Origin of the sequence: Aeromonas sp. XH (assembly GCF_033348475.1) — a bacterium.
Taxonomy (GTDB): Bacteria; Pseudomonadota; Gammaproteobacteria; order Enterobacterales; family Aeromonadaceae; genus Aeromonas; species Aeromonas sanarellii.
The window spans coordinates 2105487-2122022 of record NZ_CP137630.1 but is presented as its reverse complement, the minus strand read 5'-3'; the positions used below and the strand labels follow the sequence as shown (position 1 = coordinate 2122022).

Below are 16536 nucleotides of genomic sequence, written 5' to 3'. Positions count from 1 at the left end.
GGGAGGCAAGAGCCGGGCACTATGTCCGGCTCACTCCAAGCATAGCGCGCACGGATCAGGAGATGGATTGCAGCAACAGCAGCAGCTCGTTCTGGCTGTGGCAGTCGGTCTTCTTGAAGACGCCCTTGAGGGTGGAACGCACGGTTTCCACCTTGACCCCGCGCAGTTCGGCGATGTCGTTGCTGCTGTACCCCTTGCTCATCAGCACCAGCAGCTCCTTCTCGCCGATGGTGAGCGGATAGAGGCTGGCCAGCGCCTCGATGTCGGGGTTGAAGGAGTGCTCGGGGTCGCGCAGCACCACCTCCACATAACGCTCGAAACGGCTGAGGCCGCTCATCAGGGTGCACTGGATCAGCAGCGGCCTGAGGTTGGCCTGGCGGGGAATGGACATATAGGCGCTTGCCCCCGGCAGCAAATAGGCAAATCCGTTGAGGATCTCCTTGAGCTGGCGCTGCTGCTCTTTATTTTGCAAAGAGAAAATGCCATTGATGGCGCGCAGTTCCACATTTTCATCGGCAATGCGGTTGAATGCCACATTGGAATAATGGATATGTCCCTTGTCATCTATGATGGCGCTGGGCTTATTATGATTTTTTACCAGCTGCTGCAACTGGTAGTTCTGGGTTTCCAGGGCCAGCAGATTCCAATAATGGTGGCTCCAGGCGGCAAGACCGGAATAGATCTCCGACAGCGACATGAGCTCCCGGCTGCTGAAGTCATCCTGGGAGGCACCGCGATAGCTGCACAGGCTGCTAAGACCCCTTCCCTTCACCCGGCAGACGCCACCGGCCGCAAACTGGGCGCCGAAGCTTGCCAGCAGACCCACCGAGCTGGAGATGGTGTTGGCGCTGACGATCCCCTGACAGCCCTTGTCCAGATAATGATTGAACCACACATCCTGGCGATGGTGCTGTACATAAAACTGTTGCTGGGCCTCGCTCAACCCGCTGGAAAAGAGCTTTATTCCGTCGCTCTTGTCATCGTCCCGCAATAAAAACAGGGACGAGCTGCAGGAGACGTCCGCGCGAAATTGGTCCACCACCAGCTTAATGTCAGAATCATTAATACCGCACTCGTATAACTGGCTGATATAGGGCGATATCCTTTCTTTCTCTAATGCCTTCACACCCGAACTCCTAATTCTTATTTTTATTGAAGTGGCATCTTACTCTGCAATGAGAAACTCGAAAAGTAGTCAAATGAATAAAGCCTTTATGACTAATTCATTAATGGTTATGTATAAAGTCAGGCCGATGAAAAGCATGAAAAAAACCAAATCCCGGCTCAGGTTTATCCGGGTTCTGGTCGCTTTTCACAATGTTTTTGATGTAGTGGTGCCCTCTTCCTTTCGGACACCCGTGGTCACCAGGAGCCGGAACCACGAGAGTGATCCGTGCAGCCCGCCCCGTCCGCCCGCATCCTGACAGCCCCTGACCCTGATGACTGTCCGGCGCGGCGGCGCGATACCGCTCATCAACACAGCGCCTGATGGCACCAGACTGATGATGGACAAGAATAACGCTTCAATCGAACCACCTTCGCAGGGCCAGCGTGGCGAGATCGACAAAGGCACGCAATCCGGGGGACATGAAGCGCTGCCTTGGGTAGACGATATGGATGGGGTCGATCTTCCCATGCCATTGGGGGAGGACAGCCACCAGTCTCCCCTCGTCGCAGGCCTGGCGACACAGGTAGGACGGCAAGAGTGCCACCCCCTCAGCGGCCAGGACCATGGTCATGATCAAGCCGACATCGTTGATCAGCGTCTGCCGTGACAGAGAGACGGTCAGGCTGTTGGCGGCCTCGTCCTGAAGGTCCCAGGCCTCTTTGCCCAATGGGGTGAACTGCAGGCAGGCATGCTGTCGCAGCGCCTGCGGGGCATCGAGCGCCGGCGCACTGGCGAGGTAATCCGGGCTCGCAAACAGTGCCCAGCGCGCAACGCCCACCGGCCTGGCGATCAGCGTCGAGTCCTTGAGTGGGCCGGTACGGATGGCGACATCGACGCCTTCTGCGACCAGATCCACGTAGCGGTTCATCAACACCAGTTCCACATCGACCTTTGGCCACTGGCTGCGCATCTGCCCCAGGAGCGACGACAGTATCTGGTCGCCGATATCAACGGGCGCCGTGATCCGCAGCAACCCGCAGGGCTCCTCCCGCGACTCGGTCACGGCGGCCTCGGCATCGAACACATGCGCCAGCCCGGTCGAGGCGTGGTCGAAATAGATCTGTCCGGCCTCGGTCAGATGCAGGCGACGGGTCGTCCGCTGCAAGAGCGTGACGCCCAGGCGCTTCTCCAGCATGGCCACCCGATGGCTGACCGTTGAGGTCGGCAACCCCAGCAGACGCGCAGCGGCACTGAAACTGCCGGCTTGCACGACCTTGACGAATACAACGACCTGATTGAAGTCCATCATCCAACTCAATAGAAAGTGTTTTCTGATTTAACCACCTAGTTGGACAGATGACCACTTCCTACACTGTTTCCATCGCTTCATGGAGACACCGAGATGAAAGAACTGGCATTTATCAAGCGCAGCAACGGACGACACTGGGTGGGTGACGGCTTCCCCGTCAGGAGCATCTTCTCCTACAACGACATCGCCGAGGAGATGTCCCCCTTCCTGCTGATGGACTACGCGGGCCCGGCTACTTTCCCGGCCACATCCCATCGGCTCGGGGTCGGCCAGCATCCTCATCGCGGGTTCGAAACGGTGACCATCGTCTATGAAGGCGGCGTCTCGCACAGAGACTCCTCGGGGGGCGGCGGCACCATAGGACCGGGGGATGTGCAGTGGATGACGGCCGCGTCCGGCCTTATCCACGAGGAGTACCACAGCCCGGACTTTGCCAGGACGGGTGGCGCCTTCGAGATGGTGCAGCTGTGGGTGAACCTGCCCGCCCGTGACAAGATGACGGCCCCTGGCTACCAGGGCATCACCGCAGGAGAGATCCCTCGGGTGGCCTTGCCGGATGGCGCTGGCGAAGCGCGCATCATCGCCGGGCGCTTCGGCGAGACAGCTGGCCCTGCCCGCACCTTTACCCCGATGAACGTCTGGGACACGCGCCTGAACGCCCACCACAGGGTCACGATCCCCTTGCCGGAAGGGCACACCACCGCCTTGTTCGTGCTCAAAGGGGCTATCCGTCTTGGCGACCGCCACCCGGTCCGCACCGCCGAACTGGCAGTCATGGAGCGCCGCGGCACGGAACTGGTGATGGAGGTCGAGGAGGAGACGACGTTGCTGCTACTCAATGGCGCCCCCCTCAATGAACCCATCGTCGGTCACGGTCCCTTCGTCATGAATACCCAGGAAGAGATCGTGCAGGCCATCAATGATTACAACAGCGGCCGTTTCGGCCAGATCGGACGCTGAACCCAAAGTCAGGCAACAGGCGCACAGTGAACAGCCCGGCCCATGTCGGCGGCGCCGGATCCGGCCACGCCGGGATGGCACAGGGCATCACACTGGCTCCCGTGCTGGCTGGCCTGCTCCCCCTGGATAGCCCGGTGGAGGCGGTCGAACGACAAGGCACCAATCGTCCTGCAACAACCACGAAGTGCTGGATCCCCAGCGTGAATGTCCTGACCAACAAACCTGGAGAAAAGTCATGAACAAGCCCTACGTCAAACTCGACAAGCACAACGCTGCCGTGCTGCTGGTGGATCACCAGGCCGGCCTCTCCTCCCTGGTGCGCGACATCGAGCCGGACAAGTTTCGCAACAATGTCCTGGCGCTGGCCGCGACGGCCAAGTATTTCCAGCTGCCCACCATACTGACCACCAGTTTCGAAAACGGGCCCAACGGCCCATTGATGACGGAGCTCAAGGAGACCTTCCCGGATGCCCCTTACATTGCCCGCCCCGGGCAGATCAACGCCTGGGACAACGAGGAGTTCGTCAAGGCAGTCAAGGCCACCGGCAAGAAACAGCTGATCATCGCCGGCATCGTCACCGAGGTGTGCGTGGCCTTCCCGGCCCTGTCCGCACTCGAGGAGGGGTACGAGGTGTTTGTCATCACCGATGCCTCGGGAACGTTCAACGAGATCACTCGTCACTCGGCCTGGGATCGCATGTCATCCGCCGGGGCGCAGCTGATGACCTGGTTTGGCGCCGCCTGTGAACTGCACCGCGACTGGCGCAACGATGTGGAAGGCCTGGGCACCCTGTTCGCCAACCACATCCCCGACTATCGCAATCTGATCAACAGCTACACCACCGTCCAGAGCAGCAAGTAATACACACCGGCCCCGGGAATCCGGGGCCTTTTCTTTTACTGGTGCCACATCTGGGCTATATGCCCCCTTTCTCCCGAGCATATCAATGCGTCAGGCTGCTGCTCTAGCGTATGGAATAGATCCGTCGTTCATGGTGACGTGCGCCCCATCAGATGGGTACTCGTGAGCGGGGCGGCAATATTCTCTCGATCAGGTGAGCCAGATGCGCCTAAAACCCGCAGCAAGCCTGATAATGCGGGGATGCCGGCTGGCTGCAAGGCATAGCACTAGGCCCTGCCACACGGACAGCTGCGACGCAGCGCATTCGGGAATGGGGACTTCGCCTTGTCCAGACAGGCCCGGCACAATAGTGGGCTGGGTGAAGGAAAAACAAAACGCAGCTGACAGGGTAGGAACCCTATCAGCTGCGCCCTAGCCATGGATCAGGACATCCAGATTTGAAAGGCGTTCAGCCCTCAGAACGGCATCTTGAAGCCCGGGGGCAATTGCATGCCGCCGGTCAGCTCGCTCATCTTGCTCTTGTTCTGCTCTTCCACCCGGCGCACGGCGTCGTTGACGGCGGCGGCGACCAGATCTTCCAGCATCTCCTTGTCATCTTCCATCAGGCTGGGATCGATCTCGATGCGGCGCACGCTGTGGCTGCCTGCCATGGTCACCTTGACCATGCCGGCGCCGGCTTCGCCGACCACTTCCATCTGGGCCAGCTGCTCCTGCATCTTCTGCATGCGCTCTTGCATCTGCTGGGCCTGTTTCATCAGGTTACCCATTCCACCTTTACCAAACATAGATCGTCTCTCGTCTTGAAATCCGGCATCCAGCGCCGGGCTGTGGGTTCATCTGCCCTAAGTGGGGGCAGCCAAAAGGCTTTTCAACGGGGATCCAGACCCCGGCGCGGTTTTTTGACCGCGCGTCAACGACTCAGGGGCTCGATGCTCTCGGGATGGAGCACGGCGCCGAATCGTTGCTGCAAAAACTGTACGTTGGGATCGGCCGCCAGATCCCGGCTCACCTGCTCACGGACCCCGAGATAGAGACGGTGCTCAATCTCGAGCGGCGTCTCCCGCTCGGGATCCGTGCCCAGGGTCACCTCGATGCGCACCCTGCCCCCCAATGCCGGGCCTATGATCTCGGCCAGATCGGCGCGGGCCTTGTCGCTCACCAGATGACGCTGCTCTGGCTTGAGAACGAGGGAGACCAGCTCCCCCTGCTGGCTCATCACCGAGTTGATGGCGAGCTGGCGCAGCCGGCCCCCTACCCCGGTACGGGCGATCAGCTCGGCCCAGGGATCGCCGCAGTTGACCAGGAGAGAGGACGGGATCAGACGGGATACCTCCCCCGCCTCCTCCGGCTGATCGTCATTTTCCAGCGCGTCCCAGTCGATGGTCTCCATCACCGGGACGGCGGGTTCCGGCCTGCTCACAGCCTCCTGAGGCACGGCCACGGGAGGCGAGAGCGGCGCAGTCGACGGTGCCGTGGCCCGCCGGCTGACGTCAGCGTCCAGATCCCAGGGCGGCAGGTCCTGCTCCGGGGGAGCCATGGTCACAATGGCAGGATGAGGGGCCGGTGCAGCCCGCTCCGGCAGCGGGGCGCTGGCGAACCCGTCGCTGAAACCTTGATTCAGATACTCTTCGTAGTCACTGCCGCTCTCTTCATAGGCATCGAGGGGCGGCAGGTCGTCATACCCCAGGGCGGGCGCTTGCCCCTGACTATCCGGTCGCGCCACAGGTAGTTCGGCAACCAGGGTCGAGGGGACGGCGGCTTGCACACCAGGCGCAGGTTTTGCCACTGCCAGCGGCTTGGGGGTCGTCCGGGCGGGCGCGGCGCCCGCGCTCTGCTCGCCGCGCAGGCGACTGCGCAGCAGATTGCGCTTGCCCAGCAGGCTCTGCATGCTGGAGGCCGCCGAAGGCGCCGCCTCGGGCTCCTGGGCTGGTTCGGGAGCAGGGCCATCATGGGAAGAATGCGACGATTCGGGCTCGCAGGCCTCCTTTGCGGCAGCCAGGTCGTCCGGCCTCGCCTCAGGCGCCATGGACTGCACCTCGTACCCCATTTGCTCTGCGGCTTGCAGCAGTTCGCTCTGCTCGGCAAAGAGGCTCGCATTGGGCTCATCGTCACCGGGTGCCGGTTCATCGGCCTGCAACTCAGGCATGGGTCCGCTCGCCGCCATGGCTGCGGGTTCGCTCGCACCGATCGCCCTGGTCCCCTGATGCGGGGCTGGCTCAGCCCCTTGAGGCTTTCCCGGCGGGATAGAACCAGTCTCCCTCCCCACCGCAGAGGAGGTGACCTGCCCTGCCATGGAAGGGGGCAGGGCCGTCAGATTGGCGGGGTGCAGTACCTCGCGGCGCGGCGAAAAGGCCAGCATCCGCAGGCAGGTCATCTCCAGTGCGGTGCGCCCGTCGGGCGCCCAGGGCAGATCCTTGCGTCCGCCGAGCACGATCTGGTAGCAGAGCTGTACCTCTTCCGGGCTCATGGCCTGGGCGAGCTGCAACAGGGCATCGGCATCCGCACCCTGCTCCTGCACGCTGGCGGGCAGCAATTGGGCCATGGCGACGCGGTGCAGCAAGGCTTCCAGCTCGGCGTGAAGCTGATCAAAATCCGGCCCCAGGGTGGCGATTTCGGTGATCTTGGCCATGGTGGCCGGGGCGTCCTGGCGGAGCACCGCCTCCAGCAGCTGGTGCAGGTGGTGATGATCGAGTGTCCCCAGCATGGCGAGCACGGCGTCGAGCCGCACGCTGCCGTTGCCGTGGGCCAGCGCCTGATCCGTCAGGCTCAGGGCGTCGCGCATGCTGCCGTCGGCCGCCTTGGCCAACGCCAGCAAGGCGCGCGGCTCGAACGGCTGGCCTTCCCTGTCCAGCACCCACTCCAGCTGCTTGGCGATCTGGGTCTGATCCAGGCTCTTGAGGTGAAACTGCAGGCAGCGCGACAAGATGGTGATGGGGAGCTTCTGCGGATCCGTGGTGGCCAGCAGGAACTTCACATAGGGGGGCGGCTCTTCCAGGGTTTTGAGCAGCGCATTGAAGCTGTGGCGCGACAGCATGTGCACCTCGTCGATGAGGTACACCTTGAAGCGGCCGCGGGCCGGGCGGTACTGCACGTTGTCCAGCAGTTCGCGGGTATCTTCCACCTTGGTGCGGGAGGCCGCATCGATCTCCAGCAGATCGACGAAATTGCCCTGATCGATTTCGCGGCAGGTGTCGCATACGCCGCACGGATGGCTGCTGATCCCCTGCTCGCAGTTGAGGCTCTTGGCCAGGATCCGGGCTATGGTGGTCTTGCCGACACCGCGGGTGCCGCTCAGCAGGTAGGCGTGATGCAGCCGTCCCTGATCCAGGGCATTGGTCAAGGCAGTCAGCACATGCTGCTGGCCAACCACTTGTTCAAACGTATGGGGGCGCCATTTGCGCGCCAGAACCTGATAGCTCATAGATCTCGATGCTGGAAAACGAGGCATTGAGGCAGGATGCTAACACAAATGGCGGGAGGGCTGTATGGACTATCGGCCGCCTTGGGAGGGATCGCTTGAATTTCAAACCGGTGCCCATTCAGGCACCGGTCTGAGGCTGGCGGCAGGTTGACGAGGCCCGCCTGCCAGGGGGGTTACTCGCCCGCGAGTTCCACCAGGGAGATCACCTTGACGCCGGCGGCCGTCAGGCGAGCCTCGCCACCGAGGGACGGCAGGGAGATGATGAAGGCGGCATCGACCACCTCACCGCCGGCACGGCGGATGAGCTTGACGGTGGCATCGACGGTGCCGCCGGTGGCCAGCAGATCGTCCACTACCAGCACCTTGTCACCGGGCACGATGGCATCGGTGTGCAACTGCAGGGTATCGGTGCCGTACTCGAGGGCGTAGGACTCCTCGATGACGCTGCGGGGCAGCTTGCCAGGCTTGCGCACCGGCACAAAACCCAGCCCCATGGCGTAGGCGACCGGGGCGCCGAAGATGAAGCCGCGGGCCTCGGTACCGACGATCTTGGTGATCCCTTGATCACGGTAATGATCGGCCAGCAGATCGATGGTGGCCTTGAAGGCCTCGGCATTCTCGATCAGGCTGGTGATGTCGCGAAACAGGATGCCCGGCTTCGGGTAGTCGGGAATGGTCTTGATGCTCGCTTCGATAAACTTCAGGGTATCCGGATTCATTATTTGACCGCTTATTTTTTTGAGCCCAGCTATGGCGGCACATAGGATCTCCGCCTGGGGGCAATAAAAAGGCCCGTCACGCAAAAATGACGAGCCGACTCCATAGCATTATTGCCGCGATAGCTTAGGGATTTCACTTCTTCATTGCAACCGGCTCCAGCACAGGCAGACGCATCAACCAGGTGAGCAGGATCACCATTATGACAACGAGCAACCACCTCACCCAGGGCAGCGGTACCACCAGGAGCGACACCGAGAACGAGATCAGGATGAAGACGACCGCCCGACGTCTGGCATGACGGCGAATGCCGCGATACTGCTGCCAGTCGAGGATGGGGGGGCCGAACCAGGGGTGAGCCAGCATCCAGCGGTGAAACCGGGGGGAGGATCGGGCAAAGAGGGCCGCCGCCAGCAGCATGAAGGGCGTCGTCGGCAGCAGGGGCAGGACTATCCCGACTATCCCGGTGGCGAAGGCAAGCCAGCCCAAGGCCATCAGACACCAGCGTTTCATGGGTACTCCTCTGAATGCATCTCTGCCTTTAGCCTAACAGAGTTGGCCCGGAAGCTGACAGACTGGCCCAGGCGGCGGCCGTCGATTGGGTTCATCGAGTGGGCAGACGGCTGACAATCCCGGCCATTGCCACTACAATCTGCGCTCTTTTTTCTCCCCTTGTCTTCGGAAGCAGCTATGCGCGTTATTTTGGCCCCCATGCAGGGGGTCCTGGATCACCTGATGCGGGAAGTGCTCACCTCCGTCAACGATTACGACCTCTGCGTCAGCGAATTCATCCGGGTGGTCGATCAGCTGCTGCCCGCCAAGGTCTTCCATCGTCTCTGCCCCGAGCTCAGACAGGATGGCAAGACCCGCGCCGGCACCCCGGTACGGGTGCAGCTGCTGGGCCAGCACCCGGAATGGCTCGCCGAAAACGCAGTGCGCGCCATCGAGCTCGGCTCCCCCGGGGTCGATCTCAACTTCGGCTGCCCCGCCCCCACGGTCAACAAGAGCAAGGGGGGCGCCGTGCTGCTCAAGGAGCCCGAAACCGTCTATCGCATCGTCAAGGCGGTACGGGACGCGGTGCCCGCCCACCTGCCGGTCAGTGCCAAGATCCGCCTGGGTTATGATGACAAGGAGCTCTATCTGGACAACGCCCAGGCCGTCTATCAGGGAGGGGCCAACGAGCTGGCAGTCCATGCCCGTACCAAGCGCGAAGGCTACAAGGCCCCGGCCCACTGGGAGTACGTGGACGCCATTCGCCGCGCCCTGCCCATTCCCGTCACCGCCAACGGCGAGATCTGGGATCACCAGGATGCCCTGACCTGCGCCCGGGTCTCCGGCTGCGACGCCCTCATGGTCGGGCGCGGTGCCATCTCGCTGCCCAACCTGGCCAACGTGATGAAGACGGGGTGCCCCCACATGAGCTGGGCCGAGGTACTGCAGCTAATGGTGACCTACACCGAGCAGGATCTGGCGAGCGAGAAGGCCGACTACTATCCCAGCCGGATCAAGCAGTGGTTCAGCTATCTCAAGCGTGAATATCCCCAGGCTGCCGTACTTTTCCAGGAGATTCGTCTGCACAAAGAGACAGGACCTATCCGGGACGCCTTGCTGCAAGCCGCGAAAACTGTGAGCTAACCCACTTTTACTTGACTCATGTCATCTTGATAAACCGCGGGTTTCCCTATACTGGCCGAGTTTTATCACTCGTCTTTGGGGGCTGCTGTGTGTGAAGTGACGCAAGCCCGGTTGGCCGAATGGCATGAGCGCCTGCTGACCGATTGGGCACAAACAAGAGAAGAGCTGATAGGCCAGCTCAAGGCCTGTCGACGTGACGACTGGGCACAGAAGGTGGCATCCTGCGAGCGGGATCAGCTGGTGGACCTGACCGGTCGCCTCGATCTGCCCAAGGTGGAGCAGAGCGTGGCGCGCCTCAAGCGCATCGACGCCGCGCTTTGCCAGATGGAGCTGGGGCTCTATGGCCTCTGCTCCGATTGCGAGGAGCCGCTCATCGTCGAACAGCTCGATCAGGATCCCAGCCTGCAGCGCTGTCCGCGCTGTGAAGCCCGCTATCGCAAGGGATTCCACGCCCACGAACTCTGATGGGCCTTCCCCTGCCCATTGCCATCCATGCCCTCCCCCTCTTGCCAAGGCCATAGCTGACTCTCCACCCGACAAGGGCCCCCGGCCCCTTCATCACGCGGGCCCCGGTGGCCTGCGGCAAGATCATCGCAGCCTTGGGAGGCCGACAGGCGTTTCAGGTCTGGGATCCTTGCTCTGTCAGCGCATGCTTCTGTGCATAGGCATAGAGGCCCATTCGATTGCGAATGCCCAGCTTGGCGTAAATGGATGTCAGGTGATTGCGCAGGGTGTGCTCACTGATGTTGAGGCGCCGCGCGATCTCGAGGGTATTGGCATCGACGCCCAGGGTAATGGCCGCGATGGTCAGTCTCTCCTTGCGGGTCAGCCGCGCTATCTTCGCCTGCTCGGCGTGGTGAGCCCCCTTCTCCCTCGCGATGGCCATCAGGATCCGCTCGGTGGCGGCGCGATCGACCCAGTACTCGCCCCCGTGCACCTTGCGGATGGCCTTGTACAGCACCTCCACCGGTTCCCACTTGCTGATGGCGCCGCAGGCCCCGGCCAATACCGCTCTCTCCTGCAGTTCGGTGCCCTGCGCAGTGGCGATCACCAGCACGCGCACGTGGGTATCGCACAGCAGGGGCGGAATTTGGTCGATGCCGTTGCGGCCATCCAGATCGAACAGGACGACACACGTCTTGCCCGGTACCATCCACTGCACGGCCTCGACGGGATCGGCAACGCAAGCGATGACGTCCATCTCGTTGGGCTGTGCGTTAATGGCCCCGCGCAACCCCCATGCGACTATCGGCAAGTCGCAGATCACGATGACATTGATTCTGGTATCCATACCCCGCCCCCTACGCCTACGACAACGTGACAGGCATCCTGCCTGACAATGGTCCCCTCTCAAATTAGTTGAAATATCCTGGTTTTGTCCTGGGTCGACCGACACTTTGTCCCACATAAATCGGTCTGATTCTTCCATTTTTCATCTTCCCCTTCTGGCCTAGGCTAATCGGCATGACAACGCCCACACATATCCATGCTCGCCAGCATGAGCGCATCAGGACGGTGATACCTGTCCGGCTCTCGGGCCAGACAGGGTTCACCCGGGACATCAGCATCGGGGGCTGCTACCTGCAACTCGAGGAGGCCGCCACGCCTGAGAAAGAAGGGCGTGACGTCTGCTTTGATCTCGAGCCGGGGGTGACGCACGGTGCCATGAAGATCCGGTGTTGCGGGCAGATAGTGCGGCAAGACCGGGACGGCCCTCTCACCGGTATGGCCATCAAAATCAAAGACCTGCAACTGCTGGTGAAGGAGATCCCCGACAGTTGCACCAAATGAAGAGTTGCTCGGTGCAAGAGCAGATGGCCAGGACGGCGATCTTGTCTCCATACCGAATCATCTTCCCGCTTTCTGAAGGAGCAGACCCATGGCTGACATCAGCGGCACCAATAAAAACGACTCTCTCTTTGGCGGCACAGGAGCCGACCTCATAGATGGAGGCAATGGCAGTGACATGCTCGACGGCGGCAGCGGGAGCGACACCCTGCTGGGCGGCAACGGCGAGGATACCCTCTACGGCGGGCTCGGGGACGATACCCTCTCCGGCGGCAACGGCCAGGACCTCGTCTATGGCGGATCCGGCAACGACGTCATCGGGACATCGCTTGTCAACAGCGAGAACGGTAACGACGTCATCTACGGCGACGGCTGGGATGACTACCGGCAGCAGAGCCGAGCCCTCGCCGGCAGCGACACCATCTACGGCGGCAATGGCTCGGAGACCATCTATGGCGACAACGGCGATGGCCATGCAAGTGGCGGCAACGACTATATCTATGCCGGCAACGGCAACGACACCGTCTACGGTGAAGGCGGTGACGATACCCTCCAGGGCGGCAATGGCGCCGATCTGCTGAGCGGTGGCAGCGGCAATGACCTCTTCGTCTACCAGAGCGCGATGGAATCCAATAGTGGCGGGATGGATACTATCCGTGACTTTTCCGGTGTGCATGACGCCAACCCGGACAACGACAAGATCGACCTGCGCCCGTTGCTGGGTTCCACCGACCTCAAGTGGGGAGGCACCACTTCCCTGATCAACGGTGTCTGGTACGAGCAGAACGCCGGGCAGAATGCCACCTACGTCAAGGCCGATACCAACGGCGACGGCCAGGCCGATCTGGTGATCAAACTCGACGGTCTCAAGGACCTGAGCAACACCGACTTCCTCGGTGTGCAGAACAACGGCCCCACCATCACCTCCAACGGGGGCGGCAGTTCGGCTGCTCTGGCCATCGACGAAAACACCACTGTGGTCACCACAGTGACGGCCAGTGACCCGGACTTCGGTGCGCTGCTGACCTACACCATAGTCGGTGGCGCCGATGCAGGACTCTTCACCATAAATCCCAACACCGGCGTCCTGTCGTTTGTCAACGCGCCCAACCGGGAAAGCCCGGGCGACAGCAACGGCGACAGCACCTATGAAGTGGTGGTACGCGTCTCCGATGGCAGTGCCTTCGACGAGCAGGCTTTCACCATCGCCATCAACGATGTCGACGAGTTCGATGTCACTACCCCGACCGACACCAACGCCGCCACCAATGCCGTCGACGAGAACATCGCCATCGGCTCCCTGGTCGGCGTCACCGCCTTTGCCAGCGACGCCGACGCCACCACCAATGCCGTCACCTACAGCCTGTCCGGCAATCCCGGCGGCCTGTTTGCCATCGATCCCGCCACCGGCGTGGTCACCGTTGCCGCCGCCATCGACCGTGAAGCCCTCGGTGCCAGCGTGAATATCGAGGTCACTGCCACCAGTGCCGATGGCTCCAGCAAGGCGCAGACCTTCACCATCGTCATCAACGATGTCGACGAGTTCGATGTCACTACCCCGACCGACACCAACGCCGCCACCAATGCCGTCGACGAGAACATCGCCATCGGCTCCCTGGTCGGCGTCACCGCCTTTGCCAGCGACGCCGACGCCACCACCAATGCCGTCACCTACAGCCTGTCCGGCAATCCCGGCGGCCTGTTTGCCATCGATCCCGCCACCGGCGTGGTCACCGTCGCCGCCGCCATCGACCGTGAAGCCCTCGGTGCCAGCGTGAATATCGAGGTCACTGCCACCAGTGCCGATGGCTCCAGCAAGGCGCAGACCTTCACCATCGCCATCAACGATGTCGACGAGTTCGATGTCACTACCCCGACCGACACCAACGCCGCCGCCAATGCCGTCGACGAGAACATCGCCATCGGCTCCCTGGTCGGCGTCACCGCCTTTGCCAGCGACGCCGACGCCACCACCAATGCCGTCACCTACAGCCTGTCCGGCAATCCCGGCGGCCTGTTTGCCATCGATCCCGCCACCGGCGTGGTCACCGTCGCCGCCGCCATCGACCGTGAAGCCCTCGGTGCCAGCGTGAATATCGAGGTCACTGCCACCAGTGCCGATGGCTCCAGCAAGGCGCAGACCTTCACCATCGTCATCAACGATGTCGACGAGTTCGATGTCACTACCCCGACCGACACCAACGCCGCCACCAATGCCGTCGATGAGAACATCGCCATCGGCTCCCTGGTCGGCGTCACCGCCTTTGCCAGCGACGCCGACGCCACCACCAATGCCGTCACCTACAGCCTGTCCGGCAATCCCGGCGGCCTGTTTGCCATCGATCCCGCCACCGGCGTGGTCACCGTTGCCGCCGCCATCGACCGTGAAGCCCTCGGTGCCAGCGTGAATATCGAGGTCACTGCCACCAGTGCCGATGGCTCCAGCAAGGCGCAGACCTTCACCATCGCCATCAACGATGTCGACGAGTTCGATGTCACTACCCCGACCGACACCAACGCCGCCGCCAATGCCGTCGACGAGAACATCGCCATCGGCTCCCTGGTCGGCGTCACCGCCTTTGCCAGCGACGCCGACGCCACCACCAATGCCGTCACCTACAGCCTGTCCGGCAATCCCGGCGGCCTGTTTGCCATCGATCCCGCCACCGGCGTGGTCACCGTCGCCGCCGCCATCGACCGTGAAGCCCTCGGTGCCAGCGTGAATATCGAGGTCACTGCCACCAGTGCCGATGGCTCCAGCAAGGCGCAGACCTTCACCATCGTCATCAACGATGTCGACGAGTTCGATGTCACTACCCCGACCGACACCAACGCCGCCGCCAATGCCGTCGACGAGAACATCGCCATCGGCTCCCTGGTCGGCGTCACCGCCTTTGCCAGCGACGCCGACGCCACCACCAATGCCGTCACCTACAGCCTGTCCGGCAATCCCGGCGGCCTGTTTGCCATCGATCCCGCCACCGGCGTGGTCACCGTTGCCGCCGCCATCGACCGCGAAGCCCTCGGTGCCAGCGTGAATATCGAGGTCACTGCCACCAGTGCCGATGGCTCCAGCAAGGCGCAGACTTTCACCATCGCCATCAACGATGTCAACGACAACCCGGTGCTTGGCCCGAACGATAGCAATGTTGCCAGCAACTCGGTGGCCGAGAACGCCGCCATTGGTACCCAAGTGGGAATCACTGCCTCCGCCAGTGATGCCGACGCCGGCGGCCAGGCCATCACCTACTCGCTGAGCAACGATGCCGATGGCCGCTTCACCATCAACAGCAGCACTGGGGTGGTCACAGTGGCCGCAGCGCTCGATTACGAGACCGCCACCAACCACAGCATTACCGTGCGGGCCACCAGCGCCGACGGGTCCAGCAACAGCACATCCTTCACCATAGGCGTGACCGATGTGGGCGAGCCACCGACCACCACAGCCGACAGCGTGATCACCAGCATTGCGCTGGGCACCGCCATCCTGATCCCGGAGTGGTCGCTGCTGCTGAACGACAGCAGCAATGGAGACGGCTTGCTGGATGTAACCAATGTCGGTAGCGCCTCAGACGGAACAGTCACTCATTCTGCCGGCTTGGGAAGCAGCGGCAGCGTCAGCTTCATCGACAGTACCCCTGCCGGGGGCTCATTCAGCTATGCGGCCACCGATGGCACGCTGACTGGCGCTGCGGCAACCGTATCCATACTCCGAGACGGCTTGGGCAGCCTGGATGGCACGGAGGGTAACGAAATACTGATCGGTAGCAACAGCGCCAGCGAGACCCTGGTCGGCGGCCAGGGCAACGACGTGCTGCTCGGCGGCAGCAGCAACGGCGATATCTACCGTTTCGGTCTCGCCGATGGCTCGGACATAGTCCGGGACAGTGGCGGCAACAACGACGCCCTGCTGATCAACACCAGTTCACCGACAGACAGCACGGCACTGTCCGCCCTCCACGTCGAGCGGGTCGGCAGCCATCTGCTGCTCGACATCAGTGACACCCATATCACAGTTCAGGATCAGTTTGCCGGCGCACAGGTGGAGACCCTCACCTTCAGCAATGGCGGCACCATCCATGGCTACACGCTGGGTACCGCAGCCTACACCTTGGTCGCCGACAACGGCACGCCGCTGGACGGCAGCAACGGCGACAACGATCTGATCGCCTCCTCCTCGGGCGCGGAAACCCTGAACGGCCTGAACAAGAACGACCTGCTGTTTGGCAACAGCGGGACGGACATCCTCAATGGAGGCGGCGGCAACGACCTGCTGCTCGCGGGCGGAGACAACGACGTGCTGAGTGGTGGAGATGGCAATGACGTGCTGGGCGGCGGAGCGGGCGCCGACCGCTTCGTGTTCGCCCAGACGGGGGTGAGCCACTTAGACTCGATCATCGACTACAACTTCTCCGAAGGTGACAGCATCGACCTATCGGACCTGCTGGATGCTAATTTCACCGCAGGGAGCCAAGAGTCGGATTTTGTTCGCCTGACGCAGTCAGGCAACTCGGTTACCGTGCAGGTGGATACCAACGGCGCCAGCGGCGGCGCCAACTTCGTGGACGTAGCGTCGCTTGCCAATTACGGCACCAGCGGTAGCGACGTCGTGAAGCTCCTGTTCGAGGGGAGTGACCATCTGCTGAGCATATAGCGGCACCATCGGGGGAGTCAGAATATAGTGCTGACGAATTCCACCAGTGACCCACTGACGGTCGATGGGAGTAATACAGCAA

At 62.1% G+C, this 16536-nt stretch carries 13 protein-coding genes; 6 read left to right on the top strand and 7 right to left on the bottom strand.

Features of this window, described 5'->3' with window-relative positions:
• Positions 1 to 55: 55 nt before the first annotated feature.
• Both R2B70_RS09885 and R2B70_RS09880 read right to left on the bottom strand, forming a co-directional pair.
• On the bottom strand, positions 56 to 1126 hold the full coding sequence (locus R2B70_RS09885; RefSeq protein ID WP_042077776.1) for a helix-turn-helix transcriptional regulator: 1071 nt from the start codon (positions 1124 to 1126) through the stop codon (positions 56 to 58).
• A 397-nt stretch (positions 1127 to 1523) separates the two neighbouring features.
• On the bottom strand, positions 1524 to 2417 hold the full coding sequence (locus R2B70_RS09880) for a LysR family transcriptional regulator (RefSeq protein WP_318163290.1): 894 nt from the start codon (positions 2415 to 2417) through the stop codon (positions 1524 to 1526).
• A 93-nt stretch (positions 2418 to 2510) separates the two neighbouring features.
• On the opposite strand from R2B70_RS09880, the gene R2B70_RS09875 reads away from it, so the two are divergent.
• Positions 2511 to 3377 (top strand): pirin family protein, encoded by an 867-nt coding sequence (locus R2B70_RS09875; protein ID WP_318163289.1) that lies wholly within the window; start codon positions 2511 to 2513, stop codon positions 3375 to 3377.
• A gap of 235 nt (positions 3378 to 3612) precedes the next feature.
• A complete protein-coding gene (gene ycaC / locus R2B70_RS09870) occupies positions 3613 to 4239 on the top strand; it encodes an isochorismate family cysteine hydrolase YcaC (RefSeq protein WP_042077773.1) in 627 nt (208 codons plus the stop codon).
• Positions 4240 to 4694: 455 nt separating this feature from the next.
• Here the strand turns inward: ycaC and R2B70_RS09865 are convergent, their stop codons facing one another.
• The 4 genes from R2B70_RS09865 to R2B70_RS09850 form a co-directional block, all read right to left on the bottom strand.
• On the bottom strand, positions 4695 to 5024 hold the full coding sequence (locus R2B70_RS09865) for a YbaB/EbfC family nucleoid-associated protein (RefSeq protein ID WP_042077772.1): 330 nt from the start codon (positions 5022 to 5024) through the stop codon (positions 4695 to 4697).
• Between the two features lie 125 nt (positions 5025 to 5149).
• The gene (gene dnaX / locus R2B70_RS09860; protein ID WP_318163288.1) at positions 5150 to 7660 is read right to left on the bottom strand and encodes a DNA polymerase III subunit gamma/tau; all 2511 of its coding nucleotides are present in this window, start codon (positions 7658 to 7660) and stop codon (positions 5150 to 5152) included.
• A gap of 173 nt (positions 7661 to 7833) precedes the next feature.
• On the bottom strand, positions 7834 to 8379 hold the full coding sequence (gene apt / locus R2B70_RS09855; protein WP_318163287.1) for an adenine phosphoribosyltransferase: 546 nt from the start codon (positions 8377 to 8379) through the stop codon (positions 7834 to 7836).
• A 133-nt stretch (positions 8380 to 8512) separates the two neighbouring features.
• Positions 8513 to 8890 (bottom strand): YbaN family protein, encoded by a 378-nt coding sequence (locus tag R2B70_RS09850; protein ID WP_209792277.1) that lies wholly within the window; start codon positions 8888 to 8890, stop codon positions 8513 to 8515.
• Between the two features lie 177 nt (positions 8891 to 9067).
• On the opposite strand from R2B70_RS09850, the gene dusC reads away from it, so the two are divergent.
• Positions 9068 to 10012 (top strand): tRNA dihydrouridine(16) synthase DusC, encoded by a 945-nt coding sequence (gene dusC, locus R2B70_RS09845; RefSeq protein WP_318163286.1) that lies wholly within the window; start codon positions 9068 to 9070, stop codon positions 10010 to 10012.
• Positions 10013 to 10108: 96 nt separating this feature from the next.
• Positions 10109 to 10477: a TraR/DksA family transcriptional regulator gene (locus R2B70_RS09840; RefSeq protein ID WP_042077763.1), complete on the top strand. Its 369-nt coding sequence runs from the start codon at positions 10109 to 10111 to the stop codon at positions 10475 to 10477.
• 154 nt (positions 10478 to 10631) lie between these two features.
• Here the strand turns inward: R2B70_RS09840 and R2B70_RS09835 are convergent, their stop codons facing one another.
• Positions 10632 to 11303 (bottom strand): response regulator transcription factor, encoded by a 672-nt coding sequence (locus R2B70_RS09835; protein ID WP_318163285.1) that lies wholly within the window; start codon positions 11301 to 11303, stop codon positions 10632 to 10634.
• Positions 11304 to 11476: 173 nt separating this feature from the next.
• Here R2B70_RS09835 and R2B70_RS09830 point away from each other — a divergent pair, with 173 nt between their 5' ends.
• Together R2B70_RS09830 and R2B70_RS09825 are read left to right on the top strand one after the other, a co-directional pair.
• Positions 11477 to 11803, top strand: coding sequence for a PilZ domain-containing protein (locus R2B70_RS09830; protein ID WP_318163284.1), 327 nt, complete (start codon positions 11477 to 11479; stop codon positions 11801 to 11803).
• A gap of 88 nt (positions 11804 to 11891) precedes the next feature.
• Positions 11892 to 16454: a beta strand repeat-containing protein gene (locus R2B70_RS09825; RefSeq protein WP_318163283.1), complete on the top strand. Its 4563-nt coding sequence runs from the start codon at positions 11892 to 11894 to the stop codon at positions 16452 to 16454.
• Positions 16455 to 16536: the final 82 nt, after the last annotated feature.

Coding starts and splice junctions, on each gene's coding strand:
- R2B70_RS09880 (WP_318163290.1), bottom strand. CDS start 2,417: ATGATGGACTTCAATCAGGTCGTTGTATTCGTCAAGGTCGTGCAAGCC.
- R2B70_RS09875 (WP_318163289.1), top strand. CDS start 2,511: ATGAAAGAACTGGCATTTATCAAGCGCAGCAACGGACGACACTGGGTG.
- ycaC (WP_042077773.1), top strand. CDS start 3,613: ATGAACAAGCCCTACGTCAAACTCGACAAGCACAACGCTGCCGTGCTG.
- R2B70_RS09865 (WP_042077772.1), bottom strand. CDS start 5,024: ATGTTTGGTAAAGGTGGAATGGGTAACCTGATGAAACAGGCCCAGCAG.
- dnaX (WP_318163288.1), bottom strand. CDS start 7,660: ATGAGCTATCAGGTTCTGGCGCGCAAATGGCGCCCCCATACGTTTGAA.
- apt (WP_318163287.1), bottom strand. CDS start 8,379: ATGAATCCGGATACCCTGAAGTTTATCGAAGCGAGCATCAAGACCATT.
- R2B70_RS09850 (WP_209792277.1), bottom strand. CDS start 8,890: ATGAAACGCTGGTGTCTGATGGCCTTGGGCTGGCTTGCCTTCGCCACC.
- dusC (WP_318163286.1), top strand. CDS start 9,068: ATGCGCGTTATTTTGGCCCCCATGCAGGGGGTCCTGGATCACCTGATG.
- R2B70_RS09835 (WP_318163285.1), bottom strand. CDS start 11,303: ATGGATACCAGAATCAATGTCATCGTGATCTGCGACTTGCCGATAGTC.
- R2B70_RS09830 (WP_318163284.1), top strand. CDS start 11,477: ATGACAACGCCCACACATATCCATGCTCGCCAGCATGAGCGCATCAGG.
- R2B70_RS09825 (WP_318163283.1), top strand. CDS start 11,892: ATGGCTGACATCAGCGGCACCAATAAAAACGACTCTCTCTTTGGCGGC.